This is a genomic window from Halomonas sp. DQ26W (genome assembly GCF_003339685.1).
Lineage (GTDB): Bacteria > Pseudomonadota > Gammaproteobacteria > Pseudomonadales > Halomonadaceae > Halomonas.
The window spans coordinates 12,426-35,478 of sequence record NZ_QPKI01000002.1 but is presented as its reverse complement, the minus strand read 5'-3'; the positions used below and the strand labels follow the sequence as shown (position 1 = coordinate 35,478).

18 protein-coding genes are annotated in these 23,053 nt (G+C 62.6%); 16 read left to right on the top strand and 2 right to left on the bottom strand.

Features of this window, described 5'->3' with window-relative positions:
- Window positions 1-63: 63 nt before the first annotated feature.
- The 8 genes from DU490_RS01265 to purU all read left to right on the top strand — a co-directional run bounded on the left by DU490_RS01265 (window position 64) and on the right by purU (window position 10,911).
- Window positions 64-1,512, top strand: coding sequence for a sodium:solute symporter (locus DU490_RS01265; RefSeq protein WP_114572533.1), 1,449 nt, complete (start codon window positions 64-66; stop codon window positions 1,510-1,512).
- A gap of 227 nt (window positions 1,513-1,739) precedes the next feature.
- Complete coding sequence (locus DU490_RS01260; RefSeq protein ID WP_258801099.1) at window positions 1,740-2,834, top strand: GlxA family transcriptional regulator; 1,095 nt, start codon at window positions 1,740-1,742, stop codon at window positions 2,832-2,834.
- A gap of 288 nt (window positions 2,835-3,122) precedes the next feature.
- The gene (gene glyA / locus DU490_RS01255) at window positions 3,123-4,424 is read left to right on the top strand and encodes a serine hydroxymethyltransferase (protein ID WP_114572532.1); all 1,302 of its coding nucleotides are present in this window, start codon (window positions 3,123-3,125) and stop codon (window positions 4,422-4,424) included.
- Between the two features lie 51 nt (window positions 4,425-4,475).
- Window positions 4,476-5,726, top strand: a complete 1,251-nt coding sequence (locus tag DU490_RS01250; protein WP_114572531.1) for a sarcosine oxidase subunit beta family protein — start codon at window positions 4,476-4,478, stop codon at window positions 5,724-5,726.
- Window positions 5,727-5,906: 180 nt separating this feature from the next.
- Window positions 5,907-6,266 (top strand): sarcosine oxidase subunit delta, encoded by a 360-nt coding sequence (locus DU490_RS01245; protein WP_114572530.1) that lies wholly within the window; start codon window positions 5,907-5,909, stop codon window positions 6,264-6,266.
- Complete coding sequence (locus DU490_RS01240; RefSeq protein ID WP_114572529.1) at window positions 6,263-9,337, top strand: sarcosine oxidase subunit alpha family protein; 3,075 nt, start codon at window positions 6,263-6,265, stop codon at window positions 9,335-9,337. Before DU490_RS01245 ends, DU490_RS01240 begins: the two co-directional genes overlap by 4 nt.
- The gene (locus DU490_RS01235) at window positions 9,330-9,998 is read left to right on the top strand and encodes a sarcosine oxidase subunit gamma (RefSeq protein WP_114572528.1); all 669 of its coding nucleotides are present in this window, start codon (window positions 9,330-9,332) and stop codon (window positions 9,996-9,998) included. Before DU490_RS01240 ends, DU490_RS01235 begins: the two co-directional genes overlap by 8 nt.
- Before the next feature lie 46 nt (window positions 9,999-10,044).
- Window positions 10,045-10,911 (top strand): formyltetrahydrofolate deformylase, encoded by an 867-nt coding sequence (purU, locus tag DU490_RS01230; protein ID WP_114572527.1) that lies wholly within the window; start codon window positions 10,045-10,047, stop codon window positions 10,909-10,911.
- 105 nt (window positions 10,912-11,016) lie between these two features.
- On the opposite strand, the gene DU490_RS01225 is transcribed toward purU, so the two are convergent.
- Window positions 11,017-13,581: a heavy metal translocating P-type ATPase gene (locus tag DU490_RS01225; RefSeq protein WP_258801097.1), complete on the bottom strand. Its 2,565-nt coding sequence runs from the start codon at window positions 13,579-13,581 to the stop codon at window positions 11,017-11,019.
- A gap of 141 nt (window positions 13,582-13,722) precedes the next feature.
- Here DU490_RS01225 and cueR point away from each other — a divergent pair, with 141 nt between their 5' ends.
- From cueR to DU490_RS01210, 3 genes are all read left to right on the top strand, one after another.
- A complete protein-coding gene (gene cueR, locus DU490_RS01220) occupies window positions 13,723-14,163 on the top strand; it encodes a Cu(I)-responsive transcriptional regulator (protein ID WP_114572526.1) in 441 nt (146 codons plus the stop codon).
- Between the two features lie 179 nt (window positions 14,164-14,342).
- Window positions 14,343-15,011, top strand: coding sequence for a L,D-transpeptidase (locus DU490_RS01215; protein ID WP_114572525.1), 669 nt, complete (start codon window positions 14,343-14,345; stop codon window positions 15,009-15,011).
- Window positions 15,012-15,056: 45 nt separating this feature from the next.
- Window positions 15,057-17,273 carry a S8 family serine peptidase gene (locus DU490_RS01210; protein ID WP_114572524.1) on the top strand — a complete coding sequence of 739 codons (2,217 nt, stop codon included), beginning with the start codon at window positions 15,057-15,059 and terminating at the stop codon, window positions 17,271-17,273.
- A 13-nt stretch (window positions 17,274-17,286) separates the two neighbouring features.
- Here DU490_RS01210 and DU490_RS01205 read toward each other — a convergent pair whose 3' ends face one another.
- Window positions 17,287-17,604: a hypothetical protein gene (locus DU490_RS01205; protein WP_114572523.1), complete on the bottom strand. Its 318-nt coding sequence runs from the start codon at window positions 17,602-17,604 to the stop codon at window positions 17,287-17,289.
- A 671-nt stretch (window positions 17,605-18,275) separates the two neighbouring features.
- Here DU490_RS01205 and DU490_RS01200 point away from each other — a divergent pair.
- From DU490_RS01200 to ahpF, 5 genes are all read left to right on the top strand, one after another.
- Window positions 18,276-19,442 carry a ChaN family lipoprotein gene (locus DU490_RS01200; RefSeq protein WP_258801096.1) on the top strand — a complete coding sequence of 389 codons (1,167 nt, stop codon included), beginning with the start codon at window positions 18,276-18,278 and terminating at the stop codon, window positions 19,440-19,442.
- Between the two features lie 4 nt (window positions 19,443-19,446).
- Window positions 19,447-19,851, top strand: a complete 405-nt coding sequence (locus DU490_RS01195; protein WP_114572521.1) for a hypothetical protein — start codon at window positions 19,447-19,449, stop codon at window positions 19,849-19,851.
- Window positions 19,852-19,977: 126 nt separating this feature from the next.
- Window positions 19,978-20,382: a ribonucleotide reductase subunit alpha gene (locus DU490_RS01190; RefSeq protein ID WP_114572520.1), complete on the top strand. Its 405-nt coding sequence runs from the start codon at window positions 19,978-19,980 to the stop codon at window positions 20,380-20,382.
- A gap of 125 nt (window positions 20,383-20,507) precedes the next feature.
- Entirely contained in the window at window positions 20,508-21,071 is a 564-nt protein-coding gene (ahpC, locus tag DU490_RS01185) for an alkyl hydroperoxide reductase subunit C (RefSeq protein ID WP_114572519.1), read from the top strand.
- 312 nt (window positions 21,072-21,383) lie between these two features.
- Entirely contained in the window at window positions 21,384-22,940 is a 1,557-nt protein-coding gene (gene ahpF, locus DU490_RS01180) for an alkyl hydroperoxide reductase subunit F (RefSeq protein ID WP_114572518.1), read from the top strand.
- Window positions 22,941-23,053: the final 113 nt, after the last annotated feature.

Below are 23,053 nucleotides of genomic sequence, written 5' to 3'. Positions count from 1 at the left end.
GGCAGCCTATCTCCGAAGGGAGCTTAAAAACAAATCCATTAACAGCTCAATGAGGAGATAGTTATGGATGCCTACAAATTGTTCAACTGGGGGCTATTAATTCTGACCTTCGGCTTGCTGATCTACCTCGGCTATCTCTCGTCACGCTACATGAACAAGAGCGATGAAGGGGGCTTTCTGGTGGCGGGCCGCTCACTGGGGGCGTTCGTGGCGGCAGGTACCATAGTCGCCACCGGCTTCAGCGGCTGGGGCTTCATGGGATCTCCCGGCGTGACCTATCAGTTCGGCGCCATCGAAGTGCTGGGCAATTTCTTCTTCGCGCCGGCGATGATGATCGCTGTCCTTTACTTCGCACGCTTCCTGCAGCGCCGGGCCATCGAGATGGGTAGCAACACTATTCCCGAGTATATCGCACAGATCCATGGCAGCGGTGTCATGGGGCGGGTGCTGCAGGGTTTGGCCGCTTTTATCACTATTTTGCTGCTGATGGTCTTCCTGGTCAGTCAGATCAAGGCCGTCGGCCTGCTCGGTGCCAGCTGGCTGGGGATCGAGCTCAACCAGAGCGCCTTCTTGATGGTTTCGGTGATTATCGTCTACACCATGCTCGGCGGCCTGGCCGCTGTCGCCTGGACCGATACGGTCATGGTGTGCGGTATGGCCCTGGCAGCGATCATCATTCTAGTGCAGATCCTCACCTCGGTGGACCTGGGCACCTGGGAGGCTTCGCTGAACGCCATCGACCCGGAGCTACTTAACCCAACCACCGGGGCGCACTACGGCGACTCCATCGGCACCGTCTTCCTGGTGCTGCCCTATGCCTTCCTGTTTGCCGCTGTGCTGCCCTACATGGCTATTCGTTTCCTGGCCATGAAGCCCGACGTCAAGCTGCACAAGGTGGGGGTCTACGTAGCCATCCTCGGGGCGTTGCTGAGTCTGATTCCCATAGTAGGCCTGTACGTGCGCATGCACGTGCCGGACCTGGCCGACCCCGACATGGCCATGCCGGTCTACCTGGAGCAGTTCATGCACCCGGCCCTCCAGGGAGTGATCACGCTGTTCATCATCTTCGCCATGAAGTCCACCGCCAACTCACTGCTTCACACGGTGGCTTCGGCGACCTCCCATGACCTGCGCCTGTCGCTGTTCGGCTCGGTCTCCAGCGAGCGCCTGGCTCTGCTGATCAACCGTGCCGCGGTGGTGGTGCTTGGAGTAGTAGCCCTGATGATGATGCTCTACGCCCCGCCGTTCATGCTCTCCTGGCTGGGAATCCTCGGCTCCGGCACCCTGCTGGCCAGCATGATCGGCCCTGTGTTCATTTCCACCTTCTGGCAGGGCAGCGCCTGGGGGGCTCTCACCGCCATGCTGGCGGGCTTCTTCACCAGCGGCTACATGATGCTCTTCGCCGATGTGGGATGGCTGATCGGACCGCTGACCGGCTGTGTCGTTTCATCGACCTTCTACATTGTCATTTCCCTGATGACAGGAAGGCATAGCTATCGGCAGGCGACCTAGGGTAGCCACTATCTTGATGGAGGCCACGCCCGAAGGAATAATGGAGCGTGGCCTCTGTCTTTCGGGTGCAATCTCGCTTGAATTCAGGAATGTCACACTGCGTTACCAACTGCTTTGGTGGCAGTCCCCATGCATCGGAGAGGGTTGCGACAGCAGGCCGACAAGCCGGTGGCTCCCTTGGAGCGCATATTGGTTGCCCGCCGTGGTGAATGCGTTAGAGTCGTGAAATGAACGACATCAAAGGCTCTACCCACGCTGCAGGCCGAACCAACAAGAGTGCCGCCTTGATCGATATGGCATCAGGTGCGTCGCTCTCTGTCGGTTTCGTCCTGCTGCACCGCTTCACCCTGTTCCCCTTTGCGGCTTTTGTCGACTGCCTGCGCCTGGCGGCCGACGAGGGCGATCGCAGCCGCCAGCTGCGCTGTCACTGGACCTTCATGACCAGCGCCGGGCAGGAGGCTGTTTCCAGCTGCGGTGCCGCGGTCTCACCCTGCCGGACGTTCCGGGATCCCGATGAATTCGACTACATCGTGGTGATCGGCGGCGTCCAGGACCAGCAGGACCGGGTCGATACCACGGCGCTGGCCTACCTGCGCCAGGCGGCGGCTGCCCAGGTGCCGCTGGTCGGACTGTGTACCGGGGTCTTCGCCCTTATCCAGGCGGGGCTGATGAAGGAGCGGCGCTGCTGTGTCAGCTGGTATCACCATCACGACATGGTTCAGCGCTTTCCCACCATCGAGCCGGTGGCCGACCGGCTTTTTATCGATGATGGTGACCGCATCACCTGCGCGGGGGGCGCGGCGGCGGCGGACCTGGCTGCCTACCTGGTCGAGCGCCATCTGGGGAAAGCGTGGGCCATGAAGAGTCTGCATATCATGCAGCTCGATGAAGCGCGTAGCGGGGTTCATCCGCAGCCGCAGCCGGTGGTCTTCGGCAAGATCGAGGATCGCCTGGTGCGTCGCTCCATAGCTATGCTCGAACAGCATCTGGGTGAGGCGATCTCCATGGAAGTGCTCGCCGAGCGCGTCGGCACCTCGCGTCGAAATCTGGAGCGTCGCTTCCGCGAGGTGCTGGGCGTCGGCCCCCAGAAGTTCGCTCGAGACCTGCGTCTGCGCTACGGACTCTGGCTGCTGCACTACACTGGCAAGAGCATCACCGAGATCGGCGAGCGCTGCGGTTTCGCCGATACGCCGCACTTTTCCCGTCACTTCCGTAGCGCCTTCGGCATGACGCCATCACAGATGCGCAAGCGTGCCAGCGAGCCCGGCGGCGAAAAAGTCGACCCCTTTTTCCTGCATGTCGAGGGCCGCCCGGCGCTCTAGGCCGCCTTGTCCCTTCTCCCGCCTCACGCGGCGTCAAGCCAACGGCTTCAAGCGGTTACCAGCGCGGCGATCCGGCCATGGCTGCGCTCCGGATCGGCTTGCGCGTTCAGGGAGTCTGTCGCATTTATTCAATCTTTCTCTCCGTTGCAGGCCTTTAATCGCAGCATGAGCCGGATAGCCTTCGCGCTGATTATCTGCGCATAAGGATTTCAAATTTTTCATGTAGGCAGGTTGCCGATAGATTCGAAGACACACCCTGCTCAGTACCGATAACAACAGGAGTCAGTTATGAACCAGGTTGGCCTCACCGCATTCGATCCCCAGATCGCCGCCGCCATCGCCGACGAGGTTGAGCGCCAGGAAGCGCACGTCGAGCTGATCGCTTCCGAGAACTACGCCAGTCGTGCGGTGATGGAGGCCCAGGGCACCCAGCTGACCAACAAATACGCGGAGGGCTATCCGGGCAAGCGTTACTACGGTGGCTGCGAACACGTCGACGTGGTCGAGAAGCTCGCCATCGAGCGCGCCTGCGACCTCTTCGGTGCCGACTATGCCAACGTCCAGCCCCACTCCGGGGCCCAGGCCAATGCCGCGGCGTTCATGGCCCTGGTGAAGCCGGGCGATACGGTACTCGGCATGAGCCTGGCCCACGGCGGCCACCTGACCCACGGGGCGGCACCCAACTTCTCCGGCAAGCACTACCACGCCGTGCAGTACGGCCTGAACCCGGAGACCGGCGAGATCGACTACGAGGAGGTCGAACGCCTGGCTCGCAGCCACAAGCCGAAGATGATCATTGCCGGATTCTCGGCCTACGCCCGGGTAGTCGACTGGCGCCGCTTCCGTGCCATCGCCGACGAAGTGGGCGCCTGGCTGCTGGTGGACATGGCCCATGTGGCAGGGCTCGTGGCGGCCGGTCTCTACCCGAGCCCGCTGCCCCATGCCCACGTGGTGACGACCACCACTCACAAGACACTGCGTGGCCCGCGCGGTGGCCTGATCCTCTCCGCCCATGGCGATGCGGACCTCTACAAGAAGCTCAACGGCGCGGTCTTCCCGGGCCAGCAGGGCGGTCCGCTGATGCATGTGATCGCGGCCAAGGCGGTGGCGTTCAAGGAGGCCATGAACCAGGACTTCGTACGCTACCAGCAGCGGGTGATCGACAACGCCCGGGCCATGGCCGGAGTCTTCGTCGAGCGCAGCTATGACGTGGTCTCCGGCGGCACCGACGACCACCTGTTCCTGGTCTCGCTGATCAAGCAGGGCGTCACCGGCAAGGATGCCGACGCGGCGCTGGGCCGTGCCCATATCACGGCCAACAAGAACGCCGTGCCCAACGATCCCGAGAGCCCCTTCGTCACGTCGGGTTTGCGTATCGGCACCCCGGCGATCACCACGCGCGGTTTCAATGAGAGCGACAGCGTCAATCTGGCCAGCTGGATCTGCGACATCCTCGACGTGCTGGCCGAGCGCGGCAATACCGACGCCGTGGAAGCCGAGGTTCGCGAGAAGGTCGCCGAGCTCTGCGAGCGGCACCCGGTCTACGGTGCCGCCGCCCCGGCAGCGACGCACGACACCGCCACCGCCTGAACCCGTTTGGGTCGGTCCCGCCCAGCGGGGCCGGTCGAGGAGAGAGAGAGTATGCAACGCTATTCAGGATTCGGGCTGGCCAAGCACGCCCTTAGCCACCACGAGAACTGGGAGCGCCAGTGGCGCAACCCCACGCCGAAGAAGCAGTACGACGTGATCATCGTCGGTGGCGGCGGTCATGGCCTGGCCACCGCCTACTACCTGGCCAAGGAGCACGGTATCACCAACGTTGCCGTGGTCGAGAAGGGCTGGCTGGGTGGCGGCAACACCGCCCGCAACACCACCATCGTGCGTTCCAACTATCTGTGGGATGAGTCGGCGGCGCTCTACGAGCACGCGATGAAGTTGTGGGAAGGCCTCTCCCAGGACATCAACTACAACGTGATGTTCTCCCAGCGCGGCGTCATGAATCTGGGCCATACCCTGCAGGACATGCGTGACATCCAGCGCCGGGTCAATGCCAACCGGCTCAACGGTATCGACGGCGAGGTGCTCACCCCCGAGCAGATCCAGAAGATCGTGCCGATCATGGACTGCTCGAAGAAAGCCCGCTACCCGATCCTCGGCGCCTCCTGGCAGCCCCGAGCCGGCGTGGCACGCCACGATGCCGTGGCCTGGGGCTATGCCCGTGCCGCCGATGCGCTCGGCGTGGACCTGCTTCAGAACACCGAGGTCACCGGCTTCAAGATCCGCGACGGTCGCGTCTTTGGCGTGCATACCAACCGTGGCGATATCGAGGCCAAGACCGTTGGCTGCGTGGCGGCGGGCAACTCCGGCGTGCTGGCCAAGATGGCCGGTTTCCGGCTGCCGCTGGAGTCCCATCCGCTGCAGGCGCTGGTCTCCGAGCCGCTCAAGCCGGTGCTGGACACGGTGGTGATGTCCAACCACGTGCATGGCTATATCAGCCAGACCGACAAGGGCGACCTGGTGATCGGCGCCGGCATCGATGGCTACAACGGCTATGGTCAGCGCGGCAGTTTCCCCACGGTGGAGCACACCCTGCAGGCCATCGTCGAGATGTTCCCGATGTTCTCGCGGGTGCGCATGAACCGTCAGTGGGGCGGCATCGTCGACACCTGTCCCGATGCCTGTCCGATCCTGTCGAAGACGCCAGTCAAGGGCCTGTTCTTCAACTGCGGCTGGGGCACCGGCGGCTTCAAGGCCACCCCGGGCTCGGGTCACGTATTCGCCTGGACCCTGGCCAAGGGGCAGACGCATCCGCTCGCCGCTCCCTTCTCCATCGACCGTTTCCATACCGGGGCTCTTGTCGATGAGCACGGCGCCGCTGGCGTGGCGCATTGAGAGCTCAGTGAGGATAGGCGCTTCGAGATGAGCGCCGGGGACAAGGCGAAGCGAGGGTCTTTTGCCATGGATGGCAAAAGTAGCGCCCAGGGATGGGTTCACAGCGCCCTCGAGCAGGCTTGTCGCCGGAAGAGCTCATCGTATGCCGGATTGTGAAAGTCTCTCCAAGGGAGAATCACCATGTTTCATATCTACTGCCCCTACTGCGAGGAACTCCGTGAAGAAGAGGAGTTTCACCCCAAGGGCCAGGCCCATATCGCCCGTCCCACGGATCCGGATACCTGCAGCGACGAGGCGTGGGGCGACTACCTGTTCTTCCGCGACAATCCGCGCGGTATCCACCATGAGCTTTGGGTCCACGCCGTCGGCTGCCGCAAGTTCTTCAACATCACGCGCAACACCGTGAGCTACGAGATCCTCGAGACCTACAAGATCGGCGAGGAGCCCCGCTTCACCGCCGAGCATCCCGCAGGGAAGCCCACCGAACAAGCGGCCGCCGAGGCGGAAGCGGTTGCGCGTCAGGAAGGAGTCAAGGCATGAACCAGTCAGTGAAACAGCCAAATCGTCTCGGTGAAGGTGGGCGCATCGATCGTGCCCGCACGTTGAGCTTTACCTTCAACGGCAAGCGCTACACTGGGCATGCCGGCGACACCCTGGCCTCGGCCCTGTTGGCCAATGGCGTGGATATCGTCAACCGCAGCTTCAAGTACTCGCGCCCGCGCGGCATTGTTGCCGCCGGCCCTGAGGAGCCCAATGCGCTGGTTCAGCTGGGCAGCACCGAGGCGGCCCAGGTGCCCAATGTGCGGGCCACCCAGCAGGCGCTGTTCGACGGGCTCACCGCACAGAGCACCAACGGCTGGCCCAACGTTCAGCGCGATGTCATGGGCCTGGTGGGCAAGCTGGGCGGGCGTTTCATGCCCCCGGGCTTCTACTACAAGACCTTCATGGCCCCGGCCTCCATGTGGATGACCTATGAGAAGGTCATCCGCATGGGTGCGGGTCTCGGGCGCAGCCCCATGGTGCCGGACCCCGATGTCTACGATCATCTGAACCAGCACTGCGACCTGCTGGTGGTCGGCGCCGGCCCGGCCGGCCTGGCGGCTGCGCTCACCGCGGCGCGAAGCGGGGCCCGGGTGATCCTCTGCGACGAGCAGGAGGAGATGGGCGGCTCGCTGCTCGACAGCCGCGAGCGGCTGAATAACCAGCCTGCTGCCCAGTGGGCGGAGCAGGTGCTGGCCGAGCTCGCTGAGTGTGACAACGTCACCTTGCTGGCTCGCACAACCGCCAACGGCTACCACGATCACCACTTCGTGACGCTCCACGAGCGGCGCACCGAGCATCTCGGCGAGACCGCGCCGGTGGTCGATGGCTATTGTCCCTCCCGTTCGCGGATGCATCGCGTGCGCGCCGGCCAGGTGCTGCTGGCCACCGGCGCCCACGAGCGCCCGCTGGTCTACGCGGGCAACGACGTGCCGGGCAACCTGGTCGCCGGGGCCGTCTCCACCTATATCCGCCGCTATGGCGTGGTGCCGGGCACCAAGCTGGTGCTCTCCACCAGCAACGATCACGCCTATCGCGTCGCTCTGGACTGGCATGACCTTGGAAAAGCGTCCGGCCGCGAGGTGGTGGCCATCGTCGACGCGCGCCAGGCGCCGGACGGCGAGCTGGTGGAGCAGGCCCGCGCCCGCGGCATCCGCATCATCACAGGCAGTGCCGTGCTCGAGGCCAAGGGTGACAAACGCGTGAGCGGCGCCCGGGTGGCCACCATCGACGCCGAGGCGTTCAAGGTCACCGGCCAGGCCGAGACCCTGGCCTGCGACACTATCGCCAGCTCCGGCGGCTACAGTCCGGTGATCCACCTGGCCTCCCACACCGGCGCGCGGCCAACCTGGAGCGATGAGGTCCTGGGCTTCGTGCCCGGCCTGGTGAAGGGTGTGCACGCCGCCGGCAGTGCCCGTGGCATCCATGACCTGGCAGAAGGGCTGGCCGACGGCGTCGCCATGGCCGCACGTGCCCTCGAGGCGCTCGGCCGGACGGCCGGCAGCATCGAGCTGCCCCAGGTCGACGCCCTCCGCGAAGGTGCCGCCTGTGCGCTCTACCAGGTGCCTCATGAGAAGCAAACCCTGCGCGCGCCGAAGCAGTTCGTCGACCTGCAGAACGATGTCACCGCGGCGGCCATCGAGCTTGCCACCCGCGAGGGCTTCGAGTCCATCGAGCACGTCAAGCGCTACACCGCCATGGGATTCGGCACCGACCAGGGCAAGCTTGGCAACATCAACGGCATGGCCATTGCCGCCCGCTGCCTGAACAAGACGATCCCCGAGGTGGGTACCACGGTGTTCCGGCCCAACTACACGCCGGTGACCTTCGGCGCCATTGCCGGCCGCCACTGCCGAGAGCTGTTCGACCCCGAGCGCTACACCGCTCTGCACCAGTGGCACGTGGAGCAGGGCGCCGAGTTCGAGGACGTCGGCCAGTGGAAGCGTCCCTGGTACTTTCCACAAGTACGCGCCGAAGCCGCCAACGGCGAACGCGAGAGCATGGCGGAAGCGGTGGCTCGCGAGTGCCTGGCGGTGCGGGAAAAGGTCGGCATCCTCGACGCCTCGACCCTGGGCAAGATCGATATCCAGGGACCCGATGCCCGCGAGTTCCTCAACCGCATCTACACCAACAAATGGGCCAAGCTTGAGGTCGGACGCGCCCGCTACGGCCTGATGTGCCGGGACGATGGCATGCTGATGGACGACGGCACCACCAGCTGCCTGGGCGAGAATCACTTCCTGATGACCACCACCACCGGTGGCGCTGCCGGGGTCATGGAGTGGCTGGAGCTTTGGCACCAGACCGAGTGGCCGGAGCTTCAGGTGTATTTCACCTCGGTGACCGACCACTGGGCGACCATGACGGTGACCGGGCCCGAGGCGCGCAAGCTGCTGGCCGAGATCACCGACATCGATCTCGACCGTGAGCGATTCAAGTTCATGGACTGGCGCGAGGGCAAGGTCGCCGACGTGCCGGCACGGGTGTTCCGCATCTCCTTCACCGGCGAGCTCGCCTACGAGATCAACGTCCAGGCCAACTACGCCAGGCACGTCTGGAAGACGCTGTTCGAGCACGGCGACAAGTACGGCCTGACGCCCTATGGGACGGAGACGATGCATGTGTTGAGGGCGGAAAAGGGCTTTATCATCGTCGGCCAGGACAGCGACGGCTCGGTCACCCCCGAGGACCTGGGCATGCAGTGGGCCGTCGGCTACGACAAGCCGTACTCCTGGGTGGGCAAGCGCGCGCTGTCGCGCTCCGATACCCGCCGCACGGAGCGCAAGCAGCTGGTGGGCCTGAAGCCCAAGGACCCGAAGGTGGTTCTGGAAGAGGGCGCGCAGATCGTCTTCGATCCCGACCATGCCATCCCGATGCCTATGGTGGGCCACGTGACGTCGAGCTACTACAGCCCGACCCTCGAAAGCGGCTTCGCCCTGGCGGTGGTCAAGGGTGGCCATCGGCGAATGGGTGAAATCGTCTACCTGCCCTCGGCCGACGGCAAGACCCACGCCGCGGAAATCGTCGGACCGATCTTCTACGACTCCAAGGGAGAGCGCCAGCATGTCTGATCACACTTTGACCTGCGCCAACGTCTACGACGCACGCCCCGCGACCGAGGTCCCAGCGGAATCTCCGCTGGCCTGGTCCTATCAGAACACTGGCCGCCCGAGCGTCAGTGAGAAAAGCCGTGTGGTGCTGCGCGAGCGGGCCATGCTGGGCCACCTGATACTGCGCGGCGGTGCCATCGTGCTCGATGACGCCGTACGCCAGGTGCTCGGCCTCCAGCTACCGGGGCGTCCCAATGCGCTCAGCCATGACGAGAGCGGCGAGCGCTCGATCCAGTGGCTCTCGCCCGACGAGTGGCTCTTGATCGTGCCCGGCGGCGAGGAGTTTGAACTCGAGCAGCGTCTGCGCGATGCCCTGGGTGACGCCCGCGATACCGCTGTCAAAAACTATGCCATCGTCAACGTCGGTGGCGGCCAGACCCTGGTCGAGCTCGAGGGTGAGTGCGTCCGCGAGCTGCTGATGAAGTCGACGCCCTACGACGTCCACCCCGACGCCTTCCCGGTGGGCAAGGGCGTGACCACGGTGTTTGCCAAGAGCAACCTGATCCTGCGCCGACCGACGGAGGATCGCTGGGAGCTGGTACTGCGCCGCAGCTTCGCCGACTACCTCTATCGTTGGCTGCTGGACGCCGGCGCGGAGTACGCCATCGGCGTCGAGGCCTGAGATGCCGGGGCCGGTGCGACACCGGCCCCATTCGGAGAGACGGAATATGCAAGACAAGAACAATCGCTGGATCCTGACGGCCCAGTGCCCGAGTCGACTCGGTACGGTGGACGTGGTGACGCGGTTTCTCAAGGAGCAGCGCTGCTACATCACCGAGCAGCAGTCCTTCGACGATCACCTGAGCGATCACTTCTTTATCCGCACGGAATTCAGACCGTTAGCAGAGGGGTTTGGTGCAGAGGCGTTCCAGGCTGGTTTCGCCGAGCGTGCCGCCGAGTTCGAGATGACCTTCGAGCTGACCGCCCCGGGCACGCGAATGCCGGTGGTGATCATGGTCTCCAAGGCCGATCACTGCCTCAACGACCTGCTCTATCGCTATCGCACCGGCCAGTTGCCGATCGATATTCGCTCCATCGTCTCGAATCACCCCGACCTGGCGTCGCTGGCGGAGTGGCACGGGATTCCCTACCGCCACTTCCCGATCACGCCGGAAACCAAGCCCGAGCAGGAGGCGCAGGTGCGGGAGGAGATCGAGGCGAGCGGCGCGGAACTGGTGATCCTGGCCCGCTACATGCAGGTGCTCTCCAGCGAGATGTGCGGAAGGCTCTCCGGCCGGGCAATCAACATCCACCATTCGCTGCTGCCCGGCTTCAAGGGCGCGCGCCCTTACCACCAAGCCTACGAGAAGGGGGTGAAACTGGTCGGCGCCACCGCCCACTACATCAACGATAACCTGGACGAAGGGCCGATCATCACTCAGGGGGTGGAGCCGGTCGGCCACGCCGATTATCCGGAAGACCTGGTGGCCAAGGGGCGCGACATCGAGTGCCTGACCCTTGCTCGGGCGGTGGCCCTGCACGTGGAGCGGCGCGTCTTCCTGCATGCCAACCGCACCGTGGTCTTCGACCGGTAGCTGTCCCAGGGGGTATCAGATCAGCCAAGGCCACTCACGCACAGGTACTCGATGTGCACGCAATCCGGCCCATCCGCCCCCGCCATGCCCGGGGGCGGATGGGTTTCAGGCAGCCTGCGGAACCGGCTGCTCGGGTGCTTTGGCCTCATCCGCTTCGATGGTGAGCGGTGGCCGGAATCCCTTGAGCCGCAGGGCATTGGTGAGCACGCAGATGCTCGAGGCGGCCATGGCCACGGCGGCGAAGACCGGCGAGAGCAGGATGCCGAAGGCGGGATAGAGCACGCCGGCGGCCACCGGAATCAGCAGCGTGTTGTACGCAAAGGCCCAGAACAGGTTCTGCTTGATATTGCGGATGGTGGCACGGGACAGCGCAATGGCATTGGGCACGTTGCGCAGGTCGCCGGACATCAGCACCACCTCGGCGGACTCGATGGCGATATCGGTGCCGGTGCCGATGGCGATCCCCACGTTTGCCTGGGCCAGTGCTGGGGCGTCATTGATGCCGTCGCCGACGAAGGCCACCACGCCACCTTCGGCCTGCAGGCTTTTCACCGCATCCACCTTGCCGCCGGGCAGCACTTCGGCCACCACCTTGTCGATGCCGAGGCGGCGGGCGATGGCCTCGGCAGTGCGTCGATTGTCGCCGGTGATCATGGCCACCTGCAGGCCTGCGGCGTATAGGGCTTGAATGGCCGTCGGCGTGGAAGCCTTGATCGGATCGGCAACGGCAATGATCGCCGCCAGGCGGCCGTCGATGGCAGCATACAGCGGGCTCTTGCCCTCGTCGGCGAGCCGGTGAGCGGCACTGGCGAAGATCTCCACGTCCAGCCCCAGCTTGCGCATGTAGCGGTCAGCACCCACCTCGACACGGCGGCCATTGACCTCTGCTGCGACACCGTAGCCGGGGTCGGCCTCGAAATGTTGACCGGAATCGAGCACCATCCCGCGCGCCTTGGCCGCATTGACGATGGCCTCGGCGATGGGATGCTCCGACTGACGCTCCACGGAGGCCACCAGTTGCAGCACCTCGGCCTCATCGAAATCACCGGCCACCACCAGGTCGGTGAGCTCCGGCCGGCCCTTGGTCAGGGTCCCGGTCTTGTCCAGGGCGATGACCGTAGCATCACGCAGCGACTGCAGGGCTTCGCCTTTGCGAAACAGCACGCCCATTCTCGCGGCCTTGCCGGTTCCGACCATGATGGAGGTGGGAGTGGCCAGGCCCATGGCGCAGGGGCAGGCGATGATCAGCACTGCCACACCATTGACCAGGGCGAAGGTCAGCGCGGGACCCGGGCCGAAGATCAACCACACGGCGATGGTCGCCAGGGCCACCGCGATCACCGCCGGCACGAAGTAGTTGGTGACCTTGTCCACCAGGGCCTGGATGGGCAGCTTCGAGCCCTGGGCCTGCTCGACCATGTGCACGATCTGAGCCAGCAGGGTATCGGCACCGACCTTGGTGGCCCGGAAGGTGAAGCTGCCCACCTTGTTGATGGTGCCGCCTACCACCTCGGCACCGGCTTCCTTACGCACCGGCACGGGTTCGCCGGTGATCATGGACTCATCCACGAAAGAGCTGCCGTCGGTGACCTGGCCATCCACCGGGATCTTCTCGCCGGGCCGTACCAGCACCATGTCGTCTCGACGCACCTCCTCTATGGCGATCTCCATTTCCTCGCCATCACGGACAACCCGGGCCGTCTTGGCCTGAAGCTTCATCAGTGCCTTGATCGCCTCACTGGTCCGGCCCTTGGCAATGGCTTCGAAATAGCGGCCGACGAGTATCAGTGTGATGATCACCGCCGAGGCTTCGAAGTAGACGTTCACCGTGCCGGCCGGCAGTACCTGGGGCAGGAAAGTGGCGACGACCGAATAGCCCCAGGCGGCAGAGGTGCCCAGCATCACCAGGGAGTTCATGTCCGGGCCGCCGCGAATCAGCGCCGGCCAGCCCTTCTTGTAGAAGCGCAGGCCGGGGCCGAACTGCACCACCGAAGCCAGTACGAAGAAGAGAAAGTAGAGGTTTTGCTGGCCCACGTTCATCTGCAGCCAGTGATGCATCATGGGGATGAAGTGTGAGCCCATGTCCAGCACGAAAATGGGCAGGGTGAGCACGCCCGCCACTGTCACGGCACGCTTCAGCTCGCCGATCTCCTGGTCCTGTGCTTCGCGCTCACGGTCACTGCGATCCTGCGTATCACCCACCGCCTCGGCATCAAAACCTGCATCCTCAATGGCCTTGGCCAGGACGTCCGGGGTCGCGGTATCAGCGACGATGCGAACGGTTGCCGTCGATGTGACGAGGTTGACGTTGGCATCGAGTACACCGGGTACGCCGGCGAGCTTGCGCTCCACTCGACCAACGCAGGAGGCGCAGCTCATGCCTTTGACCGCCAGCTCGATGGTGTCGGTTATCGCAGGATAGCCGGCGGCACTGACCGCCCGGGCGACACCGGCGATATCCGCTTGGCTATTGGCAAAGCTCACCTGAGCCCGCCGGGTGGCCAGGTTGACGGAAACATCCTCGACGCCCGCTACGTCGAGTATGGCCTTCTCGACCCGGCCCACGCAGGAACCACAGTTCATGCCTTCGATGCCAAGGGAGTAGGAGACATGGGTGTCAGGAACGTTTTGGGTGGTCGACCCTGTCGGGCTGACTGGGTTGCGCTGCATGATCTGACTTCCTCTCATGTGCCGCAGTTGTTAGTGTGGCAACCATAAACCTTCCCACCGTTGTAAGGTCAAGGCATGATGTGAGCAACAATGGTGTAACGCCATAGTGCCGGCTTGATATAGAAAAGCGAGAGGTAGCGGATGAATATCGGAGAAGCGGCAAAAGCCTCAGGCATCTCGGGCAAGATGATTCGCTATTATGAGAGCATTGGCCTTATTCCCTCGGTTGGCAGGACCGAAGCCGGCTATCGAAGCTTCAGCGACAAGGACATTCATGCACTACGCTTTATCGCGCGGGCGCGAAGCCTTGGGTTTTCCGTGGAGCAGATGTCAAACCTGCTCGCCCTGTGGCGGGATGACAAACGCGCCAGTTCGGACGTGAAGGCCGTCGCTTACGCTCATATTGAAGAGTTGGACAGCAAGATCGGGAAGCTGATCGCCATGCGCCAGACCCTGCAGCACCTGGCCGAACATTGCCAGGGCGACCATCGCCCGAGCTGCCCGATACTCGGGGACCTGGCCGGAACGGCTGATCCAGGCGAGATCGCTTCCTCTTCGGCGCACCCGCCGCTGACGTGTTAAAGAGGTCCAGGCACGGAGACCAGAGTCATGGCGTTTTCAATAATCCTTGTTTTAGTGAATCCTCATGGTTATTTGAAGTGTCACTCAGGCTTGAAGTAAATCAAGACGCTATGCATTAAAGATGGGTAGAATCCCCTGTCGAGAACTAAAAAACGATACCGCTCTGGGCAGGGGGGAGAATGAACAAGACGATACATTGGTTGGCCGCTTGCGTTGCGGCACTGGCCATGATGGGTAGTGGTGCGGCACAAGCCAATTTCGACTCATCCACGACACAGGAAAATGGTGTGGATCCGGTCTTTTCCCAAGCCGGGTTCCTCCACTCACTCGATGCCTTGGCGATGCCGGCCGGCCTGGCGTCGGATGAGATCTGGGTGAACGTGGACCTGAAGAGCCGCCTGGTGACCGTCTATCGTGGCGAGTACGTGATGAAGCGAATCGAACACCTGGCCTATGGGGCAGGAGGTGCGGCTCCGCTGCGGGCAAAGGGGAGCTCCATGACACCGCTGGGCGAGTTCCGCGTGGACCGGATCAACCGCGCTTCCCGTTTCGAGCTCTTCTTTGGTATCGACTATCCCAATGCCGAGGTGGCCTCCGAAGCACTGCGGATCGGCAAGATAACGCCAGAGGAGTACCACTATATCGAGACCTACCGGGCACGCACTGGCAGGCCGCCGCACACCACTGCTCTCGGCGGCCTGATCGGCTTGCATGGCTTGGGCAGCGGCGATCCTGATGTGCACCGTAGCTTCGACTGGACCGAGGGATGCGTGGCCGTTGACAACTACCAGATTCGTGCACTGGACCCTTGGCTCAACATCGGTACCCGGGTCGTGATCCGGGGTTAGTTCGACTGAAGCAAGGAGGATCCGCAGCGCTCGCTGCGACGACCCATGTTAATTTACCGTTTCGTAAGTACCCTCATTCTGCCTGCTGCCATTCTGACCCTGACCGCCTGCGGCGGTGGTGGTGGTGGTGGTGGCACCAAGCCGACCAATGACAAGGGTACTCACGAACCCGAGTTGAATCCCAGTCTCCTGCCTCGTGACGAGGGCTCTGTCCTTGTCGGCGTTGCCGATACCGGCTTTCGCATTACTCATGAAACGCTGGCCCCTGCGCTCTACGCAACCGTCAACCTGGTGGACGGCAGCGATGACGTCAGTGGTGACGAGGACCACGGTACGGCAGTGGCGTCTTTGACCACCCTGGGCTCGAGTGAGCCACAGCTTTACCTCGCCAAGGTGAGCAGCCCTGACTTTCCGGGCCGGGCCACCGTCAGCGTGCTGGACTACAGCGTCGGTTACCTGGCTGACGAAGGTGCCCGGGTGATCAATCACAGTTGGGGCGGGCGCTACCATGCACCTGCCGAGTCCTCCTCTTATCTGGGCGTATCATCGCTGGATTCACTTCAGCGCATCGTGACCAGCAATGACGGCCTCGGCTCGATCTATGTTGTCTCGGCGGGGAACGATGGCGAGACACTGACGTCGTCCAACCCGATACATCAGTACGAGGACATCTATGCTCGGATGCTCATCGTGGGTGGCTCAACACTCAACGAGGATGGCGAAATCGTGCTCAAGGAGCAGAGCAATCACCCTGGGGCAGACGCCGACTGGCAGGCGCGCTTTCTGACGGCCCCGTGGGCAACAACCGCAGCCACCGCCAAGCATGATGCCAGTTACGCTACCTGGGGGGGGACGTCGATAGCGGCGCCACAGGTAGCCCAGTATGCCGCTGCCATGATCGAACTCTGGCCCCATCTGGATGCAGCCACGGTATCGAAGCGACTACTGGAGACGGCCGATCAAAGCTCGCCCCTTTATGGCGATACCAGCTGTGGAAGTGACGGCAGCGTGGACTGCGGCTTCTACTATCTGGGTCAGGGTGAAGCGGACATAGGGGTTGCACTGGAGCCGGATGGTTCACTGGCGCTGGCGGCAGGCACCTATATCGACGGTGACTCCCACTCGCCAGGCGAGAGTTTCGCACAGCTTTCCGCTGCCTATGGCGATAGTCTTGCTCAGAGTGGCGTACTGAAGGGCGTGGCAGCATTCGACGACCTTGGGCGGGACTATCGTATCGACCTGTCACAGCACAGCGGCTACCGCGAACAGCGCCGGAAGGTGTTGCGCACGAACCTGGAGCGTATTTCGGCTTCCTCACCGCAGCAGCGCCAGGAGATCGAAAGCAACATGGGTATGTTTCGGTTCACTTCGCGTGTCAACGGCCATGGTGAGACCCTATCGAGCCGCTTGGATGGCAGCCTGGGCAAGAGCGACTGGACGCTTTTCCAGTTCGGCGGCAACGAAGTGGACCCGCTGAGTGCGTACGGAGAGTCGGGGTTCATGCCGCTGCTTTCGTTCCAGGCTGGCTCCGAGTTGACCGGCCCCCTGGAAACCGTCATGGGACTGCGCACCGAATATCCTCTGATCGGTGGTCTGGATCTCGTGGCCAAGCACTGGTCTGGCGACGCGGTCAAGGGAAGGCGGCATCTGGGTGGGGCCTACCAGGCAGCGCGGACGGATTTCGGGCTGCGCATGAGCGCCTCGGATCGCTTCGGGATCACCGCTACCATGGGCTCCCTCGAGGAGTCGCATGGGCTACTTGGCGGTCAGGGAAGTGGCGCGCTTTCGCTGGGCGAGCGTAACCGCACCGCCTTCAGCGGTCTCGCCATCGATGCCAACCTGGGTGGGCAGTGGCAGGCGTTTGCCCACTATGAGCGTGGCCAGGGTGAGGTGCAGGGCAGTAGTGGCTTCATCCAGCACATCGACAAGATACGAACCGATGAGCTTGGCATGGGCGTGCAATGGTCAGGGTCGCGCCACAGCGCTGCGCTGGCATATCGTCAGCCGATGCGGATCAGCGACGCGACGGTGACGCTATCGGTGCCGGTGGGTCGCACACTGGATGGACGGGTGATACATGAAGAGCGCACGGCTGACCTGGCCCCCTCCGGGCGACAGCAGGATATCGAATTGGGTTACCGTTTCCAGGCAAGTAAGCGCGGTGTCCTGCAGCTCAACTTGAGCCACACGCTGGAGCCGGGGCATGATCGCGCCGCCCGCTCGGATAGCGCGGCAGTCATCAACTATCAGGTCGCTTTCTGAGCCGTTAGAAAGGTTACAGGCGCCGAATCTCGATAAGATGGCCGATGATCGGATAGCCGGCTTTCTTGGCTGCCTTTTCGGCTTCTAGCTGTGCCTCTAGCTTGGAAATGCTGCTGGAATGGTGTTCGAAGACGCTGTCCTGTTCGAGTGCCCTGGTGCGTACGGCGAGCCTGACCAAATGGCCGGTTTTGTAGGAGCTGGCCGATTGCCCCGGCGACTTCGCACCCCTGTCGGGCATGGGGCGCGGCCCCTTTTTTTCTTCTTTGGGATTTTGAAAGGCGCTGATTTGACGGCGCATGGATTCTTCGAATTCCTGTAGCTCTGTCTTCATTGGCTCTCTATTATATGTCGGTAAAGATGTGTCGTTAAAATAGTCAGGGTTAAGGGCGCGCTGAGTACGAGTTCCGATACGCGATTAGTGCCAGCCAAATCGTCAGGGAAAATCAGTCATGTGCGATTACCCCAGGTGCCAATTGAATTTTCTTGATAGCGGCTGCGCGCCCGTTACCATATCTTGAATCACCAGAATCTTGATGACCAAGGTTCTGGTGATTTCGTTCAGGACCCGTCGTTTCGCTGATTTTGCCTTGTCTGGACATCGCTCACCGACTTTTCAGACAGTGCCTGGTCTGCTGTGGCAAGTTACACCAGAACGAGCACCAATCTTTGAAGTTCGCTCGAAGAGCTCATCTATTCAATAACCCAGGTTATGAACGGAGTGCCTTGAGTGGCGAACAGGCCAGACCAATTCGTAAGTCTGCCGATGACTGGCCTTCAGGGGCTCGTTGCTCTTCTAGAGGATATCCAAACCTCGGTTCCCGAACAACCATGAAAGGAGGGAAGCTGGAGCATTTCGTGGTGGTGCCGGCATTTGCGGCGCCCCTGGTGTAGATGGAATTGGACAGTGAAGCCAGGGGGAGTCCTCAGCCGGAGTACGAGATGGCTGCCAAGACGTGACGTATGCGCCATGATGGGGGAAGTCAAACCGTCATGGAGTTTTCGATGCCATTACCGTTCGCTTTCCGCAGAGGGCTCTCGATGCTCGCCTGCCTGGCAGGGGCGTTTGCGCTCAGCGCGGTTCCCGCCCAAGCCGCCACCTGTCCCGCTCCAGGGCAGTGGCTCGAACCCGGGGGGCAGCAGTTGGCGCCGGATGCCCTCTTTGCCGAGCTGGCTGAGCGCGATGTGGTGCTGCTCGGTGAGCGGCACGACAATGCGGATCATCATCGCTGGCAGCTGCATACCCTGGCGGGCCTGCATTCTCTACGGCCCGATATGGTAATCGCCTTGGAGATGTTGCCAAGGGAGGCGCAGCCGGTACTCGATGCCTGGGTAGCGGGCGATCTCGGCGAGCAGGCATTCGTCGACGAGAGCCACTGGCACACTGCCTGGGGCTTCGATCCGGCGCTCTATTTTCCCATCCTGCACTTTGCCCGGCTTCATCGCGTGCCGCTCAAGGCGGTCAACGTGACCCCGGAGCTGCGTGGCCGGCTGGTCGAGGAGGGTTGGGAGGCGGTACCGGAAGCAGAGCGCCTTGGCATCACTGCACCGGTAGAGCCACTCGCAGCCTATCGCGAACGGCTGGCGGAGGTGTATGCGCAGCATCCGTCTCGTGGCGACGAGGAAGAGCTCGAGCGATTCATCCAGGCGCAGCTGGTATGGGATCGGGCCATGGCTTTTGGCCTGGCGGAAGTCGCAAAGAAGGCGGCCCTGGTCGTCGGCCTGATCGGCCAGGGGCATCTGCAATACGAGCATGGCGTGCCGCATCAGCTCATGGACCTGGGCGTCGACAGCCAGGCGACGCTGTTGCCCTGGTCAGTGAGCGGAGACGAGTGCCAGACACCGCAGGAAGGTTTGGCCCGTGCGGTCTTTGCCCTCGATGACAGCGGGTCTGAGGCAGTCTCCCCCATGCAGTTGGGCGTCTATGTCTCGTCGCATGAAGCGGGTGTCGAAATACACTCCATCCTTGAAGGCTCCGTGGCCGAACAGGCGGGGCTCGAGGCGGGTGACATCATCCTGCGAGCCGCGGGAGAGCCCCTGTCACGTCCTACCGACCTGTCCGGCCTGGTGCGCCAGCAGCGGCCGGGTACCCTGTTGCCACTGGACATTCGTCGTAATGGCGATGAGCGGGAGGTGCTGGCTCGCTTTCCAGCGCGGTCACATGATGAGTAAAGTAATGCCGGGTCGTATGTGGCTGGCCGGTGTGGTGACGACACTGCTGGTGGCCTTGTCACCGTCACTGCCGGTCCATGGCCTGGAACCGTCGCTGGATGGCGTGGCGCCGCTACTGGTACTCGGCAGCGACGATGAAGTTGCCATCTGGCTGGCTGAACAGGCTCTCGATGGGCCGCCTTCGGCCATGACAGTACGGGGCGAGGGGCGGATGTGGATGCTGCCGGAAAGCCGGGTCGCGGTCGTGAGCGCCTCTGAACCTGGCCAGCTGCAGCGGCTGGTGGCATTGCTGAAACATCATCAGCACCGTAGCTATCTGCTACAGGACGCCGAGGGGGATACCCTCGATGCCGGTGTATGGCCGCTGGACGAGGCGAGTCTACGCGTCGATTTCGCGCCCTCCCGCTGATGCCGAGCGGACGGGCAGCGCCATGCCGAATGCGCTATCGTATCGGGTGCGCCTTGCCCCTGGCCGGCGCCTGTTTCATTATCGGCATCGCCAATGCGATGTTGCGACCAGTCTTGGAGGAGTATCTTGGCCATTTCCCGTTTTGCCGATCTTCTGGAGGAGGCGAATCAGCAGCCGGAACCGCAGCGGCTGCTGTTCGTCTTCACCCGTGCCGAGCTGCCGGACAATGCCTCCGTCGAGCAGCGCCAACGCTTCGAGCAGGGGGAAGGCGGGGTCTTGACGCCGGCGTTGTGCGTCGACAAGTCGCCCGAGGAGCTCAGCGACATGGAGGCGTTGGTGGCGGAGTCGCGCAACACCGGTATCGAGTGGGATATCGTGTTCGTGGCGGCGCTCTCTGGTAACGGACAGCAGCCACCATCCAGCGCTGATACCGAACATCATCTTCAGCGGATGGTCGAATCGCTCAAGATGGGCAATATCGACAGCTTTCTGGCCCTCGACCGCCAGGGAGAGGCAGTGTCGTTTCAATAAGTTACTCGTCGTCCATAGGCGGAATTTATCACCGCCATGTCTTCATTCAATTTAGCCTATCGTGGTTCAGCGGTTATCATCTGTTTCGTATTCGGATCATCAACCACGACAAGGAGCACTACTGAATGTCCCTGATCAACAGCGAAGTCAAGCCGTTCAAAGCCACTGCCTTCCACAATGGCGAGTTCATTGACGTCACCGAAGAGAGCCTGAAGGGCAAGTGGAACATTTTCTTCTTCTATCCGGCCGACTTCACCTTCGTATGCCCCACCGAACTCGGTGACCTGGCGGACAACTACGAAGAATTCAAGAAGCTGGGTGTCGAGGTATATGGTGTTTCCACCGATACCCACTTTACCCACAAGGCGTGGCACGACAGCTCCGAGACGATCAACAAGATCCAGTACCCGATGCTGGCCGACCCGACCCTGACCATCTCACGCAACTTCGAGGTGCTGATCGAGGAAGCCGGTCTGGCCGAGCGTGGTACCTTCGTGATCGATCCGGAAGGCAAGATCCAGATCGTCGAGATCAATGCCGGCAACATCGGCCGAAATGCCGAAGAACTGCTGCGCAAAGTGAAGGCTGCCCAGTACGTGGCCGCCAACCCGAACGAAGTCTGCCCCGCCAAGTGGAAGGAAGGCGAAGAGACCCTGTCGCCTTCCCTGGACCTGGTCGGCAAGATCTAAGGAAACGCTGATTCATTGCTGCGCTCGATATCTTGGCCGCCGGCGGTGCTCGAAATCCTCACCTAGTACCGCATAGGCTTCGGTTTCTGTGCTCCGGCGGCGGCCAACCTCTCTTCGCTCGCTACATGAATCAACAATTCCCTGAGCAACATCGTGGCGAGGCCGTTCCCCGGTTTCGCCCGTCCTTAACCCGGGTGTGCCCCGCCCGGGCGATTCAAGACCAAGACCCTGGCCCGACGTGCGCTGGCCCCTGGCCTCGCAGGGCGTCGAGTCATGCCTGTTCCATGAGCCAGACACAAGGAATCCGCTGTCATGTTGGACGACACTCTGAAAAGCCAGTTGCAGTCGTACTTGCAAAAGGTCACTCAACCGTTCGAGATCGTCGCATCCCTCGATGACGGCGACAAATCTAGGGAATTGTTCAAGCTGCTGGAGCAGATCGCCGGCTTGAGCGACAAGATCACCCTGAGTAGCGATGGGCACGATGAGCGCGCCCCGTCGTTTGCACTGAACCGCCCCGGGGAGGATACCGGCCTGGTATTCGCCGGGATCCCCATGGGCCACGAGTTCACCTCGCTGGTACTCGCGTTGCTTCAGGTCGGCGGGCACCCGCCCAAGGTATCCGACGAGGTGATCGAGCAGATCAAGAGCCTCGACGACGAGCTGAACTTCGAAACCTATTACTCGCTCTCCTGCCAGAACTGCCCCGACGTGGTTCAGGCGCTCAATCTGATGGCGGTACTCAATCCGAACGTGCGTCATGTGGCCATCGACGGCGCGCTGTTCCAGGACGAGGTGGAGAAGCGTGAGGTGATGTCGGTACCGAACATTTACCTCAACGGCAAACCCTTCGATCAGGGGCGCATGAGCCTCGAACAGATCCTGGCCAAGGTCGATACCGGCGCCGCCAAGCGCGAGGCTGCCAAGCTCAATGAGAAGGAAGCCTACGAGGTACTGATGATCGGCGGCGGCCCGGCCGGTGCCGCAGCGGCCATCTATGCTGCTCGCAAGGGTATCCGTACGGGGGTTGCCACAGAGCGCTTCGGCGGTCAGGTTCTCGATACCATGGCCATCGAGAACTTCATCTCAGTTGCGCAGACCAATGGTCCCAAGCTGGCCGCTGCACTGGAAGAGCACGTCAAGCAGTACGATGTGGATATCATGCCACTGCAGCGTGCCGTCAAGCTGGTACCGGCCACTGAGCCCGGCGGTGAGCATGCGGTGCAGTTCGAATCGGGCGCCTCGCTCAAGAGCCGCTCCCTGATCCTGGCCACTGGTGCCCGCTGGCGTGAAATGGGCGTGCCTGGCGAAGACGAATACCGCAACAGGGGTGTGGCCTATTGCCCCCACTGCGATGGTCCGCTGTTCAAGGGCAAGCGCGTAGCGGTGATCGGGGGCGGCAACTCTGGCGTCGAGGCGGCCATCGACCTGGCAGGCCTGGTCGAGCATGTCACCCTGATCGAGTTCATGGACGAGTTGCGTGCCGATGCCGTGCTGCAGAAGAAGCTCGCCAGCCTGGCCAATGTGAAGGTGATCAAGGGAGCCAGGACCACCGAAGTCAAAGGTGACGGCCAGCGGGTCAACGGTCTCGTCTACGAGGAGCGGTCGAGCGGTGAGCTGCGCAGGCTCGACCTGGAAGGGGTTTTCGTACAGATCGGGCTGGTGCCCAACACCGAGTGGCTGACCGACTCGTCGATCGAGCTTTCCCCGCGGGGCGAGATCATCGTCGACGATCACGGCATGACCTCGGTGCCGGGTATCTTCGCTGCCGGCGATGTCACCACTGTACCCTACAAGCAGATCGTCATCGCCATGGGCGAAGGTTCCAAGGCAGCACTGGGTGCCTTCGACTACTTGATTCGCCTTTGATGGCTCGCCTTGCTGAGCCGATCGGCATGAGGTGACCTCAATCGCCCCGCAGGCCCAGTCTGCGGGGCGATTGCGTGTGCGGTTAGATAAATACATGCACGACCTTAGTGCAG

Bases quoted from the DNA above. Each gene is read 5' to 3' on its own strand.
- ahpC (WP_114572519.1), top strand. From the start codon at position 20,508: ATGTCCCTGATCAACAGCGAAGTCAAGCCGTTCAAAGCCACTGCCTTC.
- glyA (WP_114572532.1), top strand. From the start codon at position 3,123: ATGAACCAGGTTGGCCTCACCGCATTCGATCCCCAGATCGCCGCCGCC.
- cueR (WP_114572526.1), top strand. From the start codon at position 13,723: ATGAATATCGGAGAAGCGGCAAAAGCCTCAGGCATCTCGGGCAAGATG.
- ahpF (WP_114572518.1), top strand. From the start codon at position 21,384: ATGTTGGACGACACTCTGAAAAGCCAGTTGCAGTCGTACTTGCAAAAG.
- DU490_RS01210 (WP_114572524.1), top strand. From the start codon at position 15,057: ATGTTAATTTACCGTTTCGTAAGTACCCTCATTCTGCCTGCTGCCATT.
- DU490_RS01235 (WP_114572528.1), top strand. From the start codon at position 9,330: ATGTCTGATCACACTTTGACCTGCGCCAACGTCTACGACGCACGCCCC.
- DU490_RS01265 (WP_114572533.1), top strand. From the start codon at position 64: ATGGATGCCTACAAATTGTTCAACTGGGGGCTATTAATTCTGACCTTC.
- DU490_RS01195 (WP_114572521.1), top strand. From the start codon at position 19,447: ATGCCGGGTCGTATGTGGCTGGCCGGTGTGGTGACGACACTGCTGGTG.
- DU490_RS01205 (WP_114572523.1), bottom strand. From the start codon at position 17,604: ATGAAGACAGAGCTACAGGAATTCGAAGAATCCATGCGCCGTCAAATC.
- DU490_RS01225 (WP_258801097.1), bottom strand. From the start codon at position 13,581: ATGCAGCGCAACCCAGTCAGCCCGACAGGGTCGACCACCCAAAACGTT.
- DU490_RS01250 (WP_114572531.1), top strand. From the start codon at position 4,476: ATGCAACGCTATTCAGGATTCGGGCTGGCCAAGCACGCCCTTAGCCAC.
- purU (WP_114572527.1), top strand. From the start codon at position 10,045: ATGCAAGACAAGAACAATCGCTGGATCCTGACGGCCCAGTGCCCGAGT.
- DU490_RS01215 (WP_114572525.1), top strand. From the start codon at position 14,343: ATGAACAAGACGATACATTGGTTGGCCGCTTGCGTTGCGGCACTGGCC.
- DU490_RS01260 (WP_258801099.1), top strand. From the start codon at position 1,740: ATGAACGACATCAAAGGCTCTACCCACGCTGCAGGCCGAACCAACAAG.
- DU490_RS01245 (WP_114572530.1), top strand. From the start codon at position 5,907: ATGTTTCATATCTACTGCCCCTACTGCGAGGAACTCCGTGAAGAAGAG.
- DU490_RS01200 (WP_258801096.1), top strand. From the start codon at position 18,276: ATGCCATTACCGTTCGCTTTCCGCAGAGGGCTCTCGATGCTCGCCTGC.
- DU490_RS01240 (WP_114572529.1), top strand. From the start codon at position 6,263: ATGAACCAGTCAGTGAAACAGCCAAATCGTCTCGGTGAAGGTGGGCGC.